The following is a 16,075-nucleotide window of genomic DNA, read 5'->3' on the forward strand; positions in this document are numbered from 1 at the left end:
CCGAGTGTTCCTTCGTCGGCGTCGGCGGGGCGACTAGGGTGTCGGCATGATCGACTCGGGGCTGGCGGCGGAGGCCGTGCGTGTGCTGAACCGGTACTTCCGGCTGCTGGATGAGCGGGTGTTCGAGACGGAGCCGTTCGCCGAGGTCTTCGCGCCCGACGGGGTGGTTCTGCGGCCCAACGGCACCTCCATGGTCGGCCCGGAACAGATCGTGGAGAGCCACCGAGCGAGCTTCGCGCGGTTCGCTGCGACTCAGCACCTGCTGACCGGCCACGACGTCGAGGCGGAGGGCGAGGAGCTGACCGTGCGGGCCAACCTGGTCGCCGTTCATCTCTGGGGCGAGAACTCGAGCGGGGTGATCAGCGGGCCCGACGACGTCTTCGTGGCGGGGGCCGTGATCACGGCGACGCTACGCCCGTCGACGGCGGAGGTGACGGGGGCCGAGGCGCCGGCGGCGACGCAGGCACCTGGTTCGACGCCGACACCGACCTCGACGCCGACACCGACCTCGACGCCGACGCCCCAGTCGGCCGGCCTGCGGATCGTCCGACTGGTCAACACCACCGTCTGGAAGGGCGGCGGCGGCTTCGCCAGCATGGCCGCGACCCCCGGCAGGCCCCAGAACCCGGTCTCCCCGGTGTCGCACACCCCACTCCTAGACTGAGACGGTGGGCGCTGCCGTTGCATGGTGGGATCGACGGCAGGTCCCCCTCTATCTCGCCGCGATCATCCTGGGCGCCGTCGTCGGGCTTCTCGCCCCCGGCCTCGCCCCGGCCCTGACGGCCACCATCGATCCGGCCCTGGGTCTGCTGCTGTTCGCCACCTTCCTCGGCGTGCCGCTGATCGAGGTCGGCAGGTCGTTCCGCGACCTGCGATTCCTCTCGACGGTCCTCCTGGTGAACTTCGTCGTCGTGCCCGTGATCGTGTTCGGGTTGTCGCGATTCGTCGCCGGCGACCAGGGGCTGCTGCTCGGGGTGCTGCTGGTCCTCCTGACCCCCTGCGTCGACTACGTGATCGTGTTCACGGGTCTCGCCGGTGGCGCCAAGGCGCGCCTGCTGGCCGCGGCGCCTCTGCTGATGCTGCTTCAGATCGTGCTCCTGCCGCTGTACCTCCTGCTGTTCGCCGGCGGTGAGGCGGTGCGACTCATCGCGATCGGGCCCTTCGTCGAAGCGTTCCTCGTGTTGATCGTGACGCCGCTGGTCGCCGCCGCCGTCGTGCAGGCGGTCGCCCGACGGCACCGCTCGGGACGAGCCGTCGAACGCATCTCGGCGGCCGCGATGGTGCCGCTGATGATGCTCACCCTCGCGGTCGTCATCGGTTCGCAGATCGCCGCCGTCGGGGGCGAGGCCCTGGCGCTCGTCGGCGTGGTCCCGATCTACGCGGCGTTCCTGGCGATCATGCTCGGCGTGGGTCTGGTCGCCGGCCGAACCGCGCGACTGGATGCGCCGGCGACGCGCGCGGTGATCTTCTCCGGCGCGACCCGCAACTCCCTCGTCGTGCTGCCGCTCGCCCTGGCCCTGCCGACGTCGCTCGCTCTCGCACCGCTGGCGGTGGTCACGCAGACCCTCGTCGAGCTGGTCGGCATGGTGGTCTTCGTCCGCCTCGTCCCGAGGCTGACGCGCCCACCGCGAGGCTGACGCGCCCACCGCGAGACCGACGGGCCGGTCCCGAGACCGACGCGCCCACCCCGAACCCGATGGGCCCGTCCCGAGACTGACGGACGGCGTCCCCTCACCCGGCTCGAGGGGTGGCAGGTGGGCTTCGGTCACGATGGCAGACGTGGCCCGGTGGGGCCCCGGCTCGCCGCTGGGACCCCAGTGGGCCGTGCGTCAGGAGCCCTCGACCTGGGGGGCGGCGGTGGGCGGGGTGGTGCCGTCGGGCGGGGTGGGGGCTGAGCCGTCTGTCGGCGGAGTGGGCGGGGTGGGCGCCGAGCCGTCTGCGGGCGGGGTGGGTGACGAGCCGTCTGCCGGCGGGGTCGGCGCCGAGCCGTCTGCCAGCGGGGCGGGCGGGGCCGGCAGCACGCCACCGGCCGGGCCACCCGCCGCGACTCCGGGGCCGCACTCGCCCGCGGGGCCGGCGGCGGTCGCGGGCGGGGCGGTCCCGTCCCCCGGAGCTACGGGCGCGACGGGCGCGGCGCCGTCCGCCGGCGCACCGGATGCACCGGGCTGGGTCGGCGCCGCGCCGCCGGCCGCACCATCGGTCGCGCCGTCGGTCGGGGCAGGGTTCGGCGCAGGGGTCGCCGAGGAGGTCGCGACAACGGTCGGTACCGCAGTCCCCCCTCCCCCTCCCTGCGCCGCGAACGCCGCCGTGCCGCCGAGCACGCCGAGGCCGACGACGCCGCAGACGGCTCCGATCGCCACGCGGCGGGCGATCGAGGGCCTGCGCGGGGGCGTCGGCGCGGTGGGGATGGGTCGGGTCGCTTCGTCGAAGCGGGGGTCGAGGTCTGACATGGGTGTCTCCGTTCGGTGTCGACGCCGGAGCGCCGGCCGGGTCGTCCGACCTCGGCTTCTCCACTGTCGAAAGCGAATCTGAAGCTCCGCTTAAGCCCAGGGTCCTCCCAGCCGGGTGATGGCCGGCCGATAACGTCGCCGCCTACCGTCGGACGATGACGACCCCTGCCCGCATCCTGCTGGTGGAGGACGACGAGACGATCCGCGAGGCCGTCACGGCCGCCCTCCGCGACGAAGGGCTCATCGTGCACGAACGCGCCGACGGCGACGACTTCGGCGCGCTGCTCACGACCCTCGTGCCCGATCTCGTGGTGCTCGACTGGATGCTGCCCGGCCGCTCGGGCATCCAGCTCGCCGCCACCGCCCGCATCCACACCGACTGCGGCGTGCTCATGCTCACCGCTCGCGACGCCGTCGAAGACCGGCTTCGCGGCTTCTCGGAGGGCATCGACGACTACCTCGTGAAACCCTTCGCGATGGCCGAGCTGGTCGCCCGGGTGACCGCGGTGCTCCGCCGGCGCGGGCGCATCCCGGGCGTGATCGAGCTGGACGACCTCGTCGTCGACATCGACGGCGCCCGCGCGCGCCGGGCCGGTCTCGACCTCGAGCTGACCGCGACCGAGTTCCGGCTGCTCGGCTTCCTCGCCGCGAGCCGCGGCCGCACCCTGTCGAAGGGGCAGATCCTCACCCAGGTCTGGGGCTACGACGACGTCGACCCCAATGTCGTCGAGGTGCATCTGAGCTCGCTCCGCCGCAAGATGGAGCAGAACGGCCCCCGGCTCATCCATACCGTGCGCGGCATGGGCTACCGGATGAGCGTGTGACCGTGGCCCCGGCCCACGCCAGCGGAGCACGCCCGGCGCGACTCCGTACGACCGGAGCACGCCCGGCGCGACTCCGCACCGGCTCGCTGCGCACCCGCACGGTGCTCGCCGTGCTCGGGATGCTCGCGGTCCTGCTCGTCGGGCTCGCCCTGACCGTGCAACTGCTGCTGGGCGAGCGCCTGCGCGCCCAGATCGAGGAACGCCTCGCCGATCGCGCCTCCGCCGCCGCAGCCCTGATCGGCACCGTCTCGAACGACGACCTGGCCGACCGCCTCTCGGCCCAGGGCGTCTCCGTGCTGATCGAGAGCCCCGACGGCGGCGCGGTCGTCGCGGGCCCCACCCCGGACGAGCTGCGCCGCGGGCCGGATCCCGCCGGGTTGCCGCCGGCCGGTGAGCCGGCGCCCGAGCGAGCACCGGGCGCCTCGTCGGACGACCCCGCGAGCGCCCCCTCGAGCGACCCGGCGAGCGCCCCCGCCGACGGCACGTCGGCAGCCGATCCCGCCGTCACGATCACCTCGTCAGCCGTCGACACCTCCGACCCGCGGCTGATCACCCTGCGCACCGGGCTCAGCGACGGGAGCGTGCTCACCCTCACCGCCGACACCGCGAGCGTCGAGCAGACCCTCGACCAGTTGCGCTGGATCATGCTGGGCGCGTCGGGCGCCTTCCTCGTGCTCGCGGCCGGTCTGCTGCTCGTCGTGGTGCGGGCATCCCTGCGCCCGCTGCGCACGATGACCGACCTGGCCGGCGACATCGCCCGCGGCGACCGGGGCCGGCGGCTGCAGCCCACCCGACCGCGCACCGAGATCGGCCGCACCGCGGTGGCGTTCGACGAGATGCTCGACGGCGTGGAAGGCGCCGAACGGACGGCCCGTGGCGCCGAGGCCTCGGCCCGAACCTCCGAACGCGCCGCCCGCGAGGCCGAGCGGTTGGCCCAGGAGGCCGAGCGGGTGGCCCAGGAGGCCGAGCGCCGCGTCCGCGCCTTCGTGAACGATGCGGCGCACGAACTCCGCACGCCGGTGGCCGGGATGCGCGCCGCCGCCGACACGCTCGTGCGCGGATCCGCGGATCCCGCCACCCGGGAACGACTGGCGGTGCACGTGGGGCGCGAGGCCACCCGGGCGAGCCGGCTGATCGACGACATGCTGCTGATGGCCCGGCTCGACGAGGGACTCGGGGTCGAGCTGCGCGCGATCGACCTGCGCTCGGTGATCGCGGCCGAGGTCGAGCGGCTGCGCATCCGTCGCCCCGGCCTCGACCTGCGGGTGCTCACGCCCGAGCACGAGCTGCCCGTGCAGGGCGACCCGGGGCGCCTCGGTCAGGTGCTGGCGAACCTCGTCGAGAACGCGGGCCGGATGACCGGAGACCGCGGCCCGGTGGCGATCACCCTCGGCTCCGAGGGCCGCACGGCCAGGCTCGAGGTCGCCGACTCCGGCCCCGGCGTGCCGGTCGCCGACCGCGAGCGCATCTTCGACCGGCTCGTGCGCCTCGACGACTCGCGGGGTGCCGCGGGCGGCGGTTCGGGCCTCGGTCTCCCGATCGCCCGGGGCATCGCCCGCGCCCACGCCGGCGACCTCGTCTGCGCCGCCCCGCTCCATCCCGGCGCGCGTTTCCTCCTCACCCTCCCGCTCGCGTGAGGCGCAGTATCAGCAGCCGCAGCCGCAGCCGCAGCCGCGGTCGCGGCTAGGTCGTCGAAGGCGAAGACGAAGGCGATCGGATCGGACCGCGATAGTAGGGTGCCGATCGTGACGGCCCGGAAGTGTGGGTGTCGAAGGAGGCGGCATGATCGCGGAGCTGAACAGACTGGTCGAACTGGTCGAGGACCATCTCACTGACGACATCGACTTGGTGTCGCTGGCGAGTGCGGTCGGCACGACGGAGTACCACCTCCGGCGGATGTTCTCGTCGCTCGCCGGGATGCCGCTGTCGGAGTACATCCGCCGACGCCGTATGTCAGTCGCAGCGGCAGACGTCCTCGCCGACGACGACCTGCTGAGCATCGCGGTGCGATACGGCTACGGCTCGACCGAGGCGTTCGGTCGGGCGTTCCGCTCGGTGCACGGCGTCAGCGTCGGCGACGTCAAGCTGAACGGCGGCCCCCTTCGAACGCAATCGCAACTCAGGTTCCGCCTGACCGTAGAAGGGAACAGCTCCATGGACACCCGAATCACCGATCGACCGACCTTTCGGCTCGTCGGCCACGCCACCCGTGTGCCCCTCATCCATGAGGGCATCAACCCCCACATCCACTCTTTCATCGCTTCTCTGACGGCAGCGGAGCACGCCCGTCTGAAGGCTCTGAGTGACACCGAACCAGGCGGACTGCTCCAGGTGACCGCAGACGTCGACCCGGACTACGCCGAGGGGAGCGAACTCACCTACGTGCACGGGGTGGCCGTCACGGGCGCAGCCCCGGTGGCCGACGATCTCGACACGATCGAGGTGCCGGCCGGTACGTGGGCCGTGTTCCGCACTGAGGGCGAGTACCCGGCGGCGCTGCAGCAGACATGGGCCGCGACCGCGACGCACTGGTTCCCGTCGAACCCGTGGCGGCTTCGCCCCGGGCCATCCATCGTCGCGATTATCGACCGCGCGGATGACTTCAGTACCGCGACCAGCGAACTGTGGCTCCCCATCGAGCGCGCCTAGGAGCAGCCGGCGCGGGAACCATCGCAACTCACGATGTCGTCACCGCCGATCGGGGCGAAATAAGAGAGCCCCGCACCCCTGGTCGACAGGTGTGCGGGGCTTTTCTCGTGGCGGTACCGGTGGGATTTGAACCCACGGTGGAGTCTCCCCCACACAACTTTTCGAGAGTTGCACCTTCGGCCGCTCGGACACGGTACCGGGGACGAGTGTACGCGAGCCGGGCCGCTCCCGCCAATCGGCGCCGGGACGTGCCATCCTGGACCGGTCGAGGAGGGAGGGGCACCATGCCGGAGGATCCGCGGCGCCTGCGCTACGAGACCGCCACGAGCCTCCCGCTCGTCGCCCTGTCGCTCGTATTCATCGCCGCCTACTCGATCCAGGTGCTCGACACGCAGCTCCCGTCCGAGGCGCGGGTCGCCCTGGCGGTCGTGATCATCGTCATCTGGGCCGCCTTCGCCGCCGACTACCTGATCCGTCTGCTGCTCTCGCCCGAGCGCGGGAGGTACGTCCGCTCCACGGTGCCGGAGTTGCTGTCGGTCGTCGTCCCGGTGTTCCGCCCCTTCCTGCTGCTCAGCCATCTCAAGAAGTTGCCGTTCTTCCGGTCGCGGAGCGGCACATCCGTTCGGACGACGCTCCTCATCCAGGCCGCTCTCGTCGTCGTGCTCTTCGTCTACTCGATCTCGCTCGCGGTGCTCGCCGTCGAACGGGATGCGCCGGACGCGAACATCACCGACTTCGGCGACGCGATCTGGTGGGCCTGCGTCACGGTCGCCACGGTCGGCTACGGCGACGTGTATCCGGTGACCGCGCTCGGCCGGCTGCTCGCCGTCGTGCTGATGGCCGGCGGGATCGTGATCGTGGGAATAGCGACGGCCACGATCGTGTCGTATCTCAGCGAACGAATCTCGCACCGACGGCACGAGGATCCGGGGGCGCCGACCCCGACACCGGAACGTCACCGGAACTGAGCGACTCGCGGGCCGAAGTTCGCCTCCCGTTCAGATTCGCGTGCTTGAGTCGTTGCAGCACCACGGACGGGCGACAACCCTGGAGCCCGCACCTCATCCGAACGGAAGTCTTGTGACTATCAGAACGGCCGAGTACCCGAGGCCGAACCATTTCCTCCTGCACCTCAGCGACACGCACCTGCTCGCAGGGGGCCGCAAGCTCTACGGCAGCGTCGACAGCGAGACCCACCTCCGCGAGGTGTTCGACGAGCTCGAGGCCTCGGGAGGGCGCCCGGAAGCCATCGTGTTCACCGGCGATCTGGCCGACAAGGGCGAACCGGATGCCTACGCCCGGCTCCGCGCGATCGTCGAGCCGGCCGCCGCGCGGCTCGGCGCCGAGGTGATCTGGGTCATGGGCAACCACGACGACCGGGCATCGTTCCGCGAGGGACTCCTGGGCGAGGTCGCCACGGACCGCGCGGTCGACCGGGTCTACGACATCAACGGACTGCGCGTCATCACCCTCGACTCCACCGTGCCCGGCCACCACCACGGCGAGGTCACGGGCGACCAGCTCGACTGGCTGGCCGAGGAGCTCGCCTCCCCCGCGCCGCACGGCACGATCCTGGCCATGCACCACCCGCCCGTGCCGAGCGTGCTCGACCTCGCGGTCGCCGTCGAGCTCCGCGACCAGCGCGGCCTCGCCGAGGTGCTGGAGGGGTCGGACGTGCGCTCGATCATCGCCGGGCACCTGCACTACTCCACGACGGCGACCTTCGCGGGCATCCCGGTCTCGGTCGCCTCGGCCACCTGCTACACGCAGGATCTCAACGTGCAGGCCGGGGGCACCAAGCCCCGAGCCGGCGCCCAGGCCTTCAACCTCGTGCACGTCTACGAGCACACGGTGCTGCACTCGGTGGTTCCGGTGGGCACCTACCCGACCCTCGACTACGTCTCGGCCGAGGAGACCCGCCGCCGCCTGCTGGCGAACGGCGTGGTCATCGCCGATGCGGTCAGCTCGCGGGTATCACCAGAGCCGCCGATGACGATGCCGATCCTTCTGCCGTCGGGGGTGTGACCGACGCCCGGCCCTCGGGCCCCGCGTCGACGCCGTCGGCCGCGGTCTTCTCCCACGGGGCCGGGAACGGGAAGTACCGCTCGAGGAACGAGATCACGGCGCTCGTGCGCGTCTCGACGCTGATCTCGGGCTTGGAACCGTCGTTGAGGCAGAACATGTCCATCGACCGCTTCTTCAGCAGCGTGTCCATCTCCTTGAGCGAGTCGGCCAGCGTGGTCTCGATGTACTTGACCCGCGCATCCGTCTGCACCACCGCACGACCGGTCATCAGCCCGTAGTAGTGGTAGAGCGAGTTGGTGACCGAGATGTCGGTGGCCGAGCGGAACGGGCTCGCGGTGGTGCGCGCGAACTCGGCCGCGAACTCGCGCTCCATCTCGAACAGCACGCTCTTGCGCAGCGGCGCGGCGCAGTGCTCTAGGTGCCGGGTCGTGATGCGGCCGAAGCGCTGCTGCAGCAGCTCGCGGTTGACCCGAGCCGCGTTCTCGAAGCCGCTGCGGTGCACCGCGTTCGAGCCCAGCCCGATGCGGGTGTCGGCCTCGACGAACTTCGAGATACCGCCCGGTGAGAAGAACAGGTCGGGGCGCACCGGGCGCCCGAAGAACATGTCGTCGTTGGAGTAGAGGAAGTGCTCCGAGATGCCCGGGATGTGGTGCAGCTGCGCTTCGACGGCGTGCGAGTTGTGCGTCGGCAGGTCGCTCAGGTTCTTGAAGAACTTCTCGCTGGGCATGATCGTGACCCGCGGGTCGTCGGCCAGCCAGGTCGGGCGCGGGGAGTCGGTCGCGATGAAGATGCGACGCACCCAGGGCGCGAACATGTACACGCTGCGGAGCGCGTACTTCAGCTCGTCGATCTGCCGGTAGCGGGCCTCGGAGTCGTCGCCGTCGCCGACGACGTAGCTGGCCATGCGCTTCGCGCGGGCCCGCTGGAACTCGATCGCGGTGCCGTCGACCCAGGAGAAGACGAGGTCGATGTCGAAGTCGACGTCGCTCGCGAGCTGGTCGAACATGCCCTCGATCGTCTTCCAGGTGCGGCCGTAGAGGTCGACCGTGGTCTCGACGACCTCGTCGACCGGGATGGTGCGCCGGGTCAGCGAGTTCTCGACCGGGGCCTCGATGACGTCGCCGTTGCGACGCCAGAACTCCAGCTGCACGGCCAGGCCGGCGCCGTAGCGCAGGCGGCCGATCGGCTCGACCCGCGGCCGGTAGAGGCGCATGACCCTGGCCTTGGGGTCGCGGGCCAGCTTGCCGTCGGCGACCAGCAGGGCGGGGGCCCCGGGCGCCTTGGAGTAGAAGGGCTCGCCGGCCATGCTCTCGAGCAGGGCGGCGCGGGCGCGCTTGCGGTGCTTCCAGTGCACCGCGAGCACGGGCCGGTCGTCGTTGCCGCGCACGAGCAGGAAGGGCACGCCGGCGGCGTCGAAGGCGTCTGCGATGAAGAGCAGGTCTTCGATCATCGACTCCCGGGGAGTCTCGTGACCGTTGAGAAGGGTCAGCTGGCCCTTGCGGAGGACGAGGTCGTCGCGATCCAGAGCGATCGGATGCGAGGTGGCCGCACGGAGGACCGTTTCGAGGTGGGGGGCTCCTGGTACGTCATTGGTCAAAGTCGCCTCCTTGTCGATGGTGCGGGTGCGTGATGCCCTCGAGGGGCGCGTGCGGTGGGATCTCCTGCCGTCGTCGCCAGTCTCCTTACTTTACGCCCTCTGCCTGGGACTCCGTCCGGGAGCGGGACCTCGGGCCCGTGGGCGGGATCTCGGGCCCGTGGGCGGGATCTCGGGCCCGTGGACGGGACCTTGGACCTGTGGCGCGGAAGGGGCCGGGTGTTAGCCTTGCCTAAGCCGGGCAGGTGAAGACGCGCTCGCCCGTGTCCGTGAAAGGGCCACTCCCCCGATGAGCTACATCCGTTCGCACGCCTTCGACGAGACCGGCTACGTCGTTCTCGACCGCTACGACCAGGCCGCCGATCCGGCGGAGTGGCGGGACCTCGAATACGTCGACTGGAAGTCCTCGGGCGACACCCGCTTCGCCCCTCTTGCCAGCGCATTCGGCGAGATGGAGTGCAACGGGTTCTGGAACCACACCCCGCCCCGCACCGACAAGGACGGCGTCTGGGTGCAGGCCAACGTCGAGAAGGCGCCCATCCTCAAGGCACGTGCCGAGGAGCCCGGCGCGAACATCGGCCGGTGCCGCGTGATCGAGCTGCAGCCGAACACCTACTCCGAGGCGCTCTACAACCTGCACCAGGACGACAACAACCGCCTGAACCCCGACGGCACGGGCTGGATCGTGCGCGGTTTCTTCAACCTCTCCGACGACCCCGAGTCGTTCCTGATCCTGCGGGAGGACCGCTTCGACCCCGACACCGAGGTGCGGATCGCCCTCCCCGCGGGCGCCCAGGTGATCGTCGACACGCAGCGGTTCTGGCACGCGGTCTGGCAGAAGGGCCCCGAGCCCCGCTATTGCCTGATCACGTCGTGGGAGTCCGGGCCCGAACTGGATGCGTACATCGAGAAGCACCACGGCGACCCGCACTACGCCACCGTGCCGCTGGACCCGGGCTTCGTCGACCACGCCCAGTCCGAGGTGCGCCGCCGGCTCGCCGAGCGCGCCGCGATCCTCGCCGCCAAGGGCAAGGCGGGGCTCGGCTCGCGCGACCCCGAGGCCTGACGCCCTGAGCGGGAGCGTGGACGGGACCGTGGGCGGGACCGGGCGCGGGACCAGAAGCGAGAGCGCCGCTGCCGAGCGCCAGCGCGCACTCCTCCGGGCCACCCAGCTCGTCTCGCGCCAGATCGAGCTGCCGGTGCTGCTGCAGCGGATCGTGGATGCGGCCGTCGAGCTCGTCGACGCCCGCTACGGCGCGATCGGCGTGATCGCCCCGCACGGCGGCCTCGAACGGTTCATCTCGGTCGGCCTGACCCCCGACGAGCAGGCGGCGATCGGCCGACTGCCGGAGGGCCACGGCCTTCTGGGGGCGCTGATCGAGGATCCGCGCCCGATCCGCCTCGACCGGCTTTCCGCCGACCCGCGCTCGTCGGGGTTCCCGGCCGGCCATCCCGCGATGGACGGCTTCCTGGGCGTGCCGGTGCGCGTGGGCGACCAGGTCTTCGGCAACCTCTACCTCACCGAGAAGCGTGCCGGACCGTTCACCGAGGAGGACACCGAGCTCGTCGAGGCCCTCGCGGCGACGGCCGGGGCGGCGATCGAGAACGCCCGCCTGCTCGCCGACGCCCGGATGCGCGAGGCCTGGCTGGCCGCGTCGGCCGAGATCGCCGAGGCGGTGCTGTCGCGCGGCCGCGACGAGGCGCTGCAGCTGGTGGTCGAGCGGGTGGCGCAGGTCGCCGGCGCGGAGCGGGTCGAGGTCGTCGAGCTCGACGCGGTCGGCAGGGCGGATGCGGGTGGATCAGCTGCGACCGCGGGGGTGGGTGCCGTGCTCGCGGTGCCGCTCACCGCATCCGGAGCCGGGCGCACCGAACTCGTCATCACCCGCCCCGCCGGCGGCCCCGCGTTCACCCCCGAGGAGCAGGCCGTCGCCCGCGACCTCGCGGGCCGCGCCGGCATCGCGCTCGAGCTCGCCCGCGCCCGCGAGGTGCAGCAGCGGGCGCTGCTGATCGAAGACCGCGGTCGGATCTCGCGCGACCTCCACGACCACGTGGTGCAGCAGCTGTTCGGCACCGGGATGCAGCTGCAGAGCCTCGTGCGCCGGCTCGGCACGGGCGACACCGAGGATGCGGCGGACACGGTCTCGACCGCCGTGGGCCGGATCGACGAGTCGATCGCCCAGATCCGCACGGTGATCTTCGCGCTGGAGTCGTCGGGAGAGACGGAGACGGCGAGCGCGCGGCGACGCATCCTCGACCTTGTGGAGGAGGCCTCGGCGGGGCTGGTGCGCCGGCCCGGTGTGAGCTTCGCCGGCCCGGTCGACCTCGTGGTGGTCGGGCCGCTGGCCGACGACGTGGCGGCGGTGGTGCGCGAGTGCGTCACCAACGTCGTGAGGCACGCCTCGGCCTCCCGGGTCTCGATCGCGGTGACGGTGGCGGAGGGCCGCGTGACGGTCGCGGTTCACGACGACGGGATCGGCATCCCCGGAGAGGGCAGGAGGAGTGGTTTGCGCAACCTCGAACGACGGGCGGTCGATCACGGCGGAGGGCTGCGCGTCGTCTCGGCGCCGGGCGACACGACCGTGACCTGGACCGCGCCCTACCCGGAGGGGCCGGAACGATGAGCGCCGCCCCCATCAGGCTGTTTTTGGTCGACGACCACGAGATCGTGCGCCGCGGCGTCGCCGACCTGCTCGGGGCCGAGCCCGACCTCGAGGTCGTCGGCGAGGCGGGCACGGTCGCCGGGGCCCTCGCCCGGATCGCCGCGACCCGGCCCGACGTGGCCCTGCTCGACGTGCGCCTGCCCGACGGCAGCGGCATCGACCTGTGCCGCGACGTGCTCTCCCGCTTCCCCGCCGTGCGCTGCCTCATGCTCACGGCCTACGACGACGACGACGCGCTGTTCTCGGCGGTCGTCGCCGGGGCGGCCGGCTATGTGCTGAAAGACGTCCGCGGCACCCGGCTCGCCGACGCCGTGCGGGCCGTGGCCGCCGGCCGGTCGCTGATCGACCCCGCCCTGGGTCGCCGGGTGACCGAGCGGATGCGCGCGGGCGGCGGGGCGGGGGCCGAGGACCCGCGGCTGGCCTCCCTGGGGCTGCGCGAGCGGCAGATCCTGTCGCTGATCGCCGACGGGCTGACGAACCGGCGGATCGGCGAAGAGCTGGGCCTGGCCGAGAAGACGGTGAAGAACTACGTCTCGTCGCTGCTGGCGAAGCTGGGGCTCGAGCGGCGCACGCAGGCGGCGGTGTTCGCGCTGAAGGACAAGCAGCCCTAGGGCGGGGGCCGGATGTCGGCGGCCGGCCCTATCGTGAGGACATGGCCACGAAATCCACCAACGCGTACCGCTGCACCGAGTGCGGCTGGCAGACCGCGAAGTGGGTGGGTCGCTGCGGCGAGTGCCAGTCGTGGGGCACGGTCGTCTCGGCGGCCGAGAACGAGGGCATCACCCGAGCGGTGCGCGCCACCGTGCTCGACTCGGCGCGGATCGCCAGGCCGATCACCGAGATCTCCTCCGACGTCGCCGCCCACTGGGCCACCGGCATCGGCGAGTTCGACCGGGTGCTCGGCGGCGGGCTGGTGCCGGGCGCGGCGATCCTGCTCTCGGGCGAACCGGGGGTCGGCAAGTCGACCCTGCTGCTCGAGGTCGCCGCGAAGGCCGCCGAAGAGCACCTGCGGGTGCTCTACGTGTCGGCCGAGGAGTCGGTCTCGCAGGTCAAGCTGCGCGCCGAGCGCACGCACTCCCTCTCGCCCACGCTGATGCTCGCCGCCGAGACCGACCTGGCGACCGTGCTCGGCCAGATCGACGCCGTGCAGCCGCACCTGGTCATCGTCGACTCGGTGCAGACCGTGTCGTCGGCCTCGCTCGACTCGGCCGCGGGTTCGCCCACGCAGGTGCGCGAGGTCGCGTCCTCCCTCATCCGGGTCGCGAAGGAGCGGTCGCTGCCCGTGCTGCTGGTCGGGCACGTGACGAAAGACGGCTCGATCGCCGGGCCGCGTGTGCTCGAGCACCTGGTCGACGTCGTGTGCCAGTTCGAGGGCGACCGGCAGACCTCGCTGCGCTTCGTGCGGGCGCTCAAGAACCGGTTCGGGCCGACCGACGAGGTGGGCTGCTTCGAGATGACGTCGGACGGCATCTCCGAGGTGCCCGACCCGAGCGGCCTCTTCCTCTCCCGGGGCAGCGACGCGGTCTCGGGCACCTGCGTCACGGTCGCGCTCGAGGGCCGCCGCGCCCTGCCCGTCGAGGTGCAGGCGCTCGTGGTGTCGACCCCGTCGCCGAACCCCCGTCGGGTGACCAACGGGGTCGACTCGTCGCGGGTGGCGATGATCCTGGCGGTGCTCGAGCGCCGGGCCCGCATCAAGCTCAGTGAGCAAGACGTCTACGTCTCCACGGTCGGAGGGGTGAAGCTCACCGAGCCGGGCGCCGATCTCGCGATCGCGCTCGCCCTGGCCTCGGCGGCGAACGACCGCCCGCTCCCCCACGATCTCGCGGCCTTCGGCGAAATCTCGCTGGCCGGAGAGGTGCGGCCGGTCTCCTCCTCCCGGGTGCGGGCCTCGGAGGCGCGTCGGCTCGGCTTCACGACGATCCTCGACGACGAGTCGCGGCAGCTGGTGAAGGCGCTCGGTCGCGCCTTCGCCGACTCCGCCCGCTAGCCCGCACCCGCCCTCCCCGCCCCTCCTCGAAGGCCACCGACCCGTGCCGCGAAGAAGGTCCTCGACCCGTCACTTGTTGTCGCTAAAAGGGCGGAATAGCGACAACAATTGACGGGTCGGGGGCAGTCGGGTGCCGGGTTGCGGGGGCAGGGGCCGCGGGCCGGGCGGAGGCCGGGGGCCGGGTCAGATGTGGGGGACGAAGGACTGCCAGGCGCGGCGACGGGAGGACCGCGGGTCGGACTCGACGCGGTCGACGACGTCGATGATCAGGGTCTTCCGTTCGGTCTCCTCGTAGGCCGGCCACGACCCCGGGTCGACGACGCCGTCGCGGGCGAAGGCGAGCCAGTGCGCGCGCATCCGTCGGCTGGTGCGCAGGAAGTCTCGCCGCCCGCCGAGCGAGGTCATCGTGCGGCCGAACCACCCGTCCATCCGGTCGAACACCGCGTACAGGTCGAGCCCGTGGGTGGCGTCGAACCCGGCCAGCCGCACGAGCCGCGGCGCGATGTCGAAGCGGTAGAAGTGCACGGGGGCGAAGCGCGAGTGCCGCTCGGCGACCTTCACCGTCGGGTACCAGAACGCGTAGTCCCCGCCGAAGTCGGCGGCCGGCCGCTTGGCCGGGAGTCCTGGGTACTCGGCCGTGATCGCCTTCCGCGCCCCCTTCTTGGTGCGGGCGAAGATGGCGCGGATGCGCTTCGGCGTCGTCGCGAGGATGTCGAGTCGGCCGGTGAAGACCGAACCCTCGCGGTCGTTCGTGCCGATGATCAACGGCAACCGGGCCGCCCGGCCGCCCTTGAACGCGTCGAGGGGCCGCTCGGGGAGCAGGTCGCCGTCGATCACCGGAGAGAGAGCGATGGTGCCTGGGTACGCATCCGGGGTGCGGAGGGTCAGGGTCACGGCCGCGCCGACGAGCGCGTCGGCGGGAGCGCCTGCCAGCAGCGCGCCCGCGACGTCGTCCGACGTGGAGTCGACGCCGTCGGCGTCGATCGACTCGGAGAGCAGCTCGACGAACTCCTCGGCCCAGACCGCCGTGACCTCGGGCGGGTAGATCGCGTTCGCCGGCGAGCTCTGGGCGATCGCCCGGTCGAAGAGTCCCTGGGCCGAGGGCGTCGCCATCAGGGTGGTGACCGCGTTGCCGCCGGCCGACTCCCCGAACACCGTCACGCTGTCGGGGTCGCCGCCGAACGCAGCGATGTTCTCGCGCACCCAGCGCAGCGCCGCGACCTGGTCGCGGAGGCCCAGGTTCGACTCGATCGGGCGCTCGGGCGTGCCGTACCGGGTGAGGTCGAGGTAGCCCAGGGCGCCGAGCCGGTAGTTGAAGCTGACGTAGACCACGTCGCCCTCGCGCACGAGGGCCTCGCCGTTCTCGGGATGCTCGGCCGAGGATCCGACGGCGTATGCACCGCCGTGGATGAAGACCATGACCGGCCGGGCCCGGCCCCCTGCCGGCGGGCCGGCGTTGCGCAGCACGTTGACGGTCAGGCAGTCCTCCGACATCGGCGTGCTGCGCGCGACCCCGATGAAGTTGCCGTCTCGGGACTGCATCGCGACCGGACCGAATTCGCTCGCATCCCGCACCCCGACCCACGGGACGACCGGCCGCGGCGACCGGAACCGCAGCTCGCCCACCGGCGGTGCCGCGAACGGGATGCCGCGCCAGGCGAGCAGCGCGTCCCGCGCGCCGCCGAGCCGGATGCCCCGCACGACTCCGCCGTCGACGGCGACCTCGAGCGGATCGGGCACCCCGAGCGGATCGGCCCGAGCGGGATCAGGCAGGGCGGGATCGGGCAGTGCGGTCACGTCCGAATGCTAGCCCGGCCGACCCGGGTTCAGGTGTGGGTGATGCGCGATCCCGTGCGGCCGACCCGGCTTCCGGTGTGGCCGACCCG

General features: G+C 72.1%; 14 protein-coding genes and 1 tRNA gene. 11 read left to right on the plus strand and 4 right to left on the minus strand.

Going from position 1 to position 16,075, the window contains the following annotated elements; all coding sequences use genetic code 11:
• Window positions 1-46: 46 nt before the first annotated feature.
• On the plus strand, window positions 47-664 hold the full coding sequence (locus AC59HU_RS14210; protein ID WP_497224073.1) for a nuclear transport factor 2 family protein: 618 nt from the start codon (window positions 47-49) through the stop codon (window positions 662-664).
• Window positions 665-668: 4 nt separating this feature from the next.
• Complete coding sequence (locus AC59HU_RS14215; protein WP_497224074.1) at window positions 669-1,637, plus strand: arsenic resistance protein; 969 nt, start codon at window positions 669-671, stop codon at window positions 1,635-1,637.
• A 192-nt stretch (window positions 1,638-1,829) separates the two neighbouring features.
• Here AC59HU_RS14215 and AC59HU_RS14220 read toward each other — a convergent pair whose 3' ends face one another.
• Window positions 1,830-2,450 (minus strand): hypothetical protein, encoded by a 621-nt coding sequence (locus AC59HU_RS14220; protein WP_497224075.1) that lies wholly within the window; start codon window positions 2,448-2,450, stop codon window positions 1,830-1,832.
• A 155-nt stretch (window positions 2,451-2,605) separates the two neighbouring features.
• Between AC59HU_RS14220 and AC59HU_RS14225 the strand changes: the two genes are divergently transcribed.
• The 3 genes from AC59HU_RS14225 (at window position 2,606) to AC59HU_RS14235 (ending at window position 5,923) form a co-directional block, all read left to right on the plus strand.
• The gene (locus AC59HU_RS14225; protein WP_497224076.1) at window positions 2,606-3,274 is read left to right on the plus strand and encodes a response regulator transcription factor; all 669 of its coding nucleotides are present in this window, start codon (window positions 2,606-2,608) and stop codon (window positions 3,272-3,274) included.
• 2 nt (window positions 3,275-3,276) lie between these two features.
• A complete protein-coding gene (locus tag AC59HU_RS14230) occupies window positions 3,277-4,911 on the plus strand; it encodes a sensor histidine kinase (RefSeq protein WP_497224077.1) in 1,635 nt (544 codons plus the stop codon).
• A gap of 145 nt (window positions 4,912-5,056) precedes the next feature.
• Window positions 5,057-5,923, plus strand: coding sequence for an AraC family transcriptional regulator (locus tag AC59HU_RS14235; RefSeq protein ID WP_497224078.1), 867 nt, complete (start codon window positions 5,057-5,059; stop codon window positions 5,921-5,923).
• 108 nt (window positions 5,924-6,031) lie between these two features.
• Here AC59HU_RS14235 and AC59HU_RS14240 read toward each other — a convergent pair.
• A tRNA-Ser gene (locus tag AC59HU_RS14240) sits at window positions 6,032-6,121 on the minus strand.
• An 86-nt stretch (window positions 6,122-6,207) separates the two neighbouring features.
• Here AC59HU_RS14240 and AC59HU_RS14245 point away from each other — a divergent pair.
• Both AC59HU_RS14245 and AC59HU_RS14250 read left to right on the plus strand, forming a co-directional pair.
• Window positions 6,208-6,891 carry a potassium channel family protein gene (locus AC59HU_RS14245; RefSeq protein ID WP_497224079.1) on the plus strand — a complete coding sequence of 228 codons (684 nt, stop codon included), beginning with the start codon at window positions 6,208-6,210 and terminating at the stop codon, window positions 6,889-6,891.
• A gap of 112 nt (window positions 6,892-7,003) precedes the next feature.
• Window positions 7,004-7,948: a phosphodiesterase gene (locus tag AC59HU_RS14250; RefSeq protein ID WP_497224080.1), complete on the plus strand. Its 945-nt coding sequence runs from the start codon at window positions 7,004-7,006 to the stop codon at window positions 7,946-7,948.
• On the opposite strand, the gene AC59HU_RS14255 is transcribed toward AC59HU_RS14250, so the two are convergent.
• Entirely contained in the window at window positions 7,884-9,545 is a 1,662-nt protein-coding gene (locus tag AC59HU_RS14255) for a stealth family protein (protein ID WP_497224081.1), read from the minus strand. The two genes, AC59HU_RS14250 and AC59HU_RS14255, sit on opposite strands and share 65 nt — an antisense overlap.
• A 286-nt stretch (window positions 9,546-9,831) precedes the next feature.
• Between AC59HU_RS14255 and AC59HU_RS14260 the strand changes: the two genes are divergently transcribed.
• The 4 genes from AC59HU_RS14260 to radA are packed head-to-tail and all read left to right on the plus strand — an operon-like array spanning window position 9,832 to window position 14,189.
• Window positions 9,832-10,608 carry a hypothetical protein gene (locus tag AC59HU_RS14260; RefSeq protein ID WP_497224082.1) on the plus strand — a complete coding sequence of 259 codons (777 nt, stop codon included), beginning with the start codon at window positions 9,832-9,834 and terminating at the stop codon, window positions 10,606-10,608.
• Between the two features lie 16 nt (window positions 10,609-10,624).
• Complete coding sequence (locus AC59HU_RS14265; RefSeq protein WP_497224083.1) at window positions 10,625-12,163, plus strand: GAF domain-containing sensor histidine kinase; 1,539 nt, start codon at window positions 10,625-10,627, stop codon at window positions 12,161-12,163.
• A complete protein-coding gene (locus AC59HU_RS14270) occupies window positions 12,160-12,813 on the plus strand; it encodes a response regulator (protein ID WP_497224084.1) in 654 nt (217 codons plus the stop codon). Before AC59HU_RS14265 ends, AC59HU_RS14270 begins: the two co-directional genes overlap by 4 nt.
• 41 nt (window positions 12,814-12,854) lie before the next feature.
• The gene (gene radA / locus AC59HU_RS14275) at window positions 12,855-14,189 is read left to right on the plus strand and encodes a DNA repair protein RadA (RefSeq protein ID WP_497224085.1); all 1,335 of its coding nucleotides are present in this window, start codon (window positions 12,855-12,857) and stop codon (window positions 14,187-14,189) included.
• Between the two features lie 183 nt (window positions 14,190-14,372).
• On the opposite strand, the gene AC59HU_RS14280 is transcribed toward radA, so the two are convergent.
• Complete coding sequence (locus AC59HU_RS14280; RefSeq protein ID WP_497224086.1) at window positions 14,373-15,986, minus strand: carboxylesterase/lipase family protein; 1,614 nt, start codon at window positions 15,984-15,986, stop codon at window positions 14,373-14,375.
• Window positions 15,987-16,075: the final 89 nt, after the last annotated feature.

The organism is Herbiconiux sp. 320_LB (genome assembly GCF_059691755.1).

Excerpts from the sequence above, each read along its gene's own strand:
- AC59HU_RS14210 (WP_497224073.1), top strand. The coding sequence starts at position 47 with ATGATCGACTCGGGGCTGGCGGCGGAGGCCGTGCGTGTGCTGAACCGG.
- AC59HU_RS14220 (WP_497224075.1), bottom strand. The coding sequence starts at position 2,450 with ATGTCAGACCTCGACCCCCGCTTCGACGAAGCGACCCGACCCATCCCC.
- AC59HU_RS14225 (WP_497224076.1), top strand. The coding sequence starts at position 2,606 with ATGACGACCCCTGCCCGCATCCTGCTGGTGGAGGACGACGAGACGATC.
- AC59HU_RS14235 (WP_497224078.1), top strand. The coding sequence starts at position 5,057 with ATGATCGCGGAGCTGAACAGACTGGTCGAACTGGTCGAGGACCATCTC.
- AC59HU_RS14245 (WP_497224079.1), top strand. The coding sequence starts at position 6,208 with ATGCCGGAGGATCCGCGGCGCCTGCGCTACGAGACCGCCACGAGCCTC.
- AC59HU_RS14260 (WP_497224082.1), top strand. The coding sequence starts at position 9,832 with ATGAGCTACATCCGTTCGCACGCCTTCGACGAGACCGGCTACGTCGTT.
- AC59HU_RS14270 (WP_497224084.1), top strand. The coding sequence starts at position 12,160 with ATGAGCGCCGCCCCCATCAGGCTGTTTTTGGTCGACGACCACGAGATC.
- radA (WP_497224085.1), top strand. The coding sequence starts at position 12,855 with ATGGCCACGAAATCCACCAACGCGTACCGCTGCACCGAGTGCGGCTGG.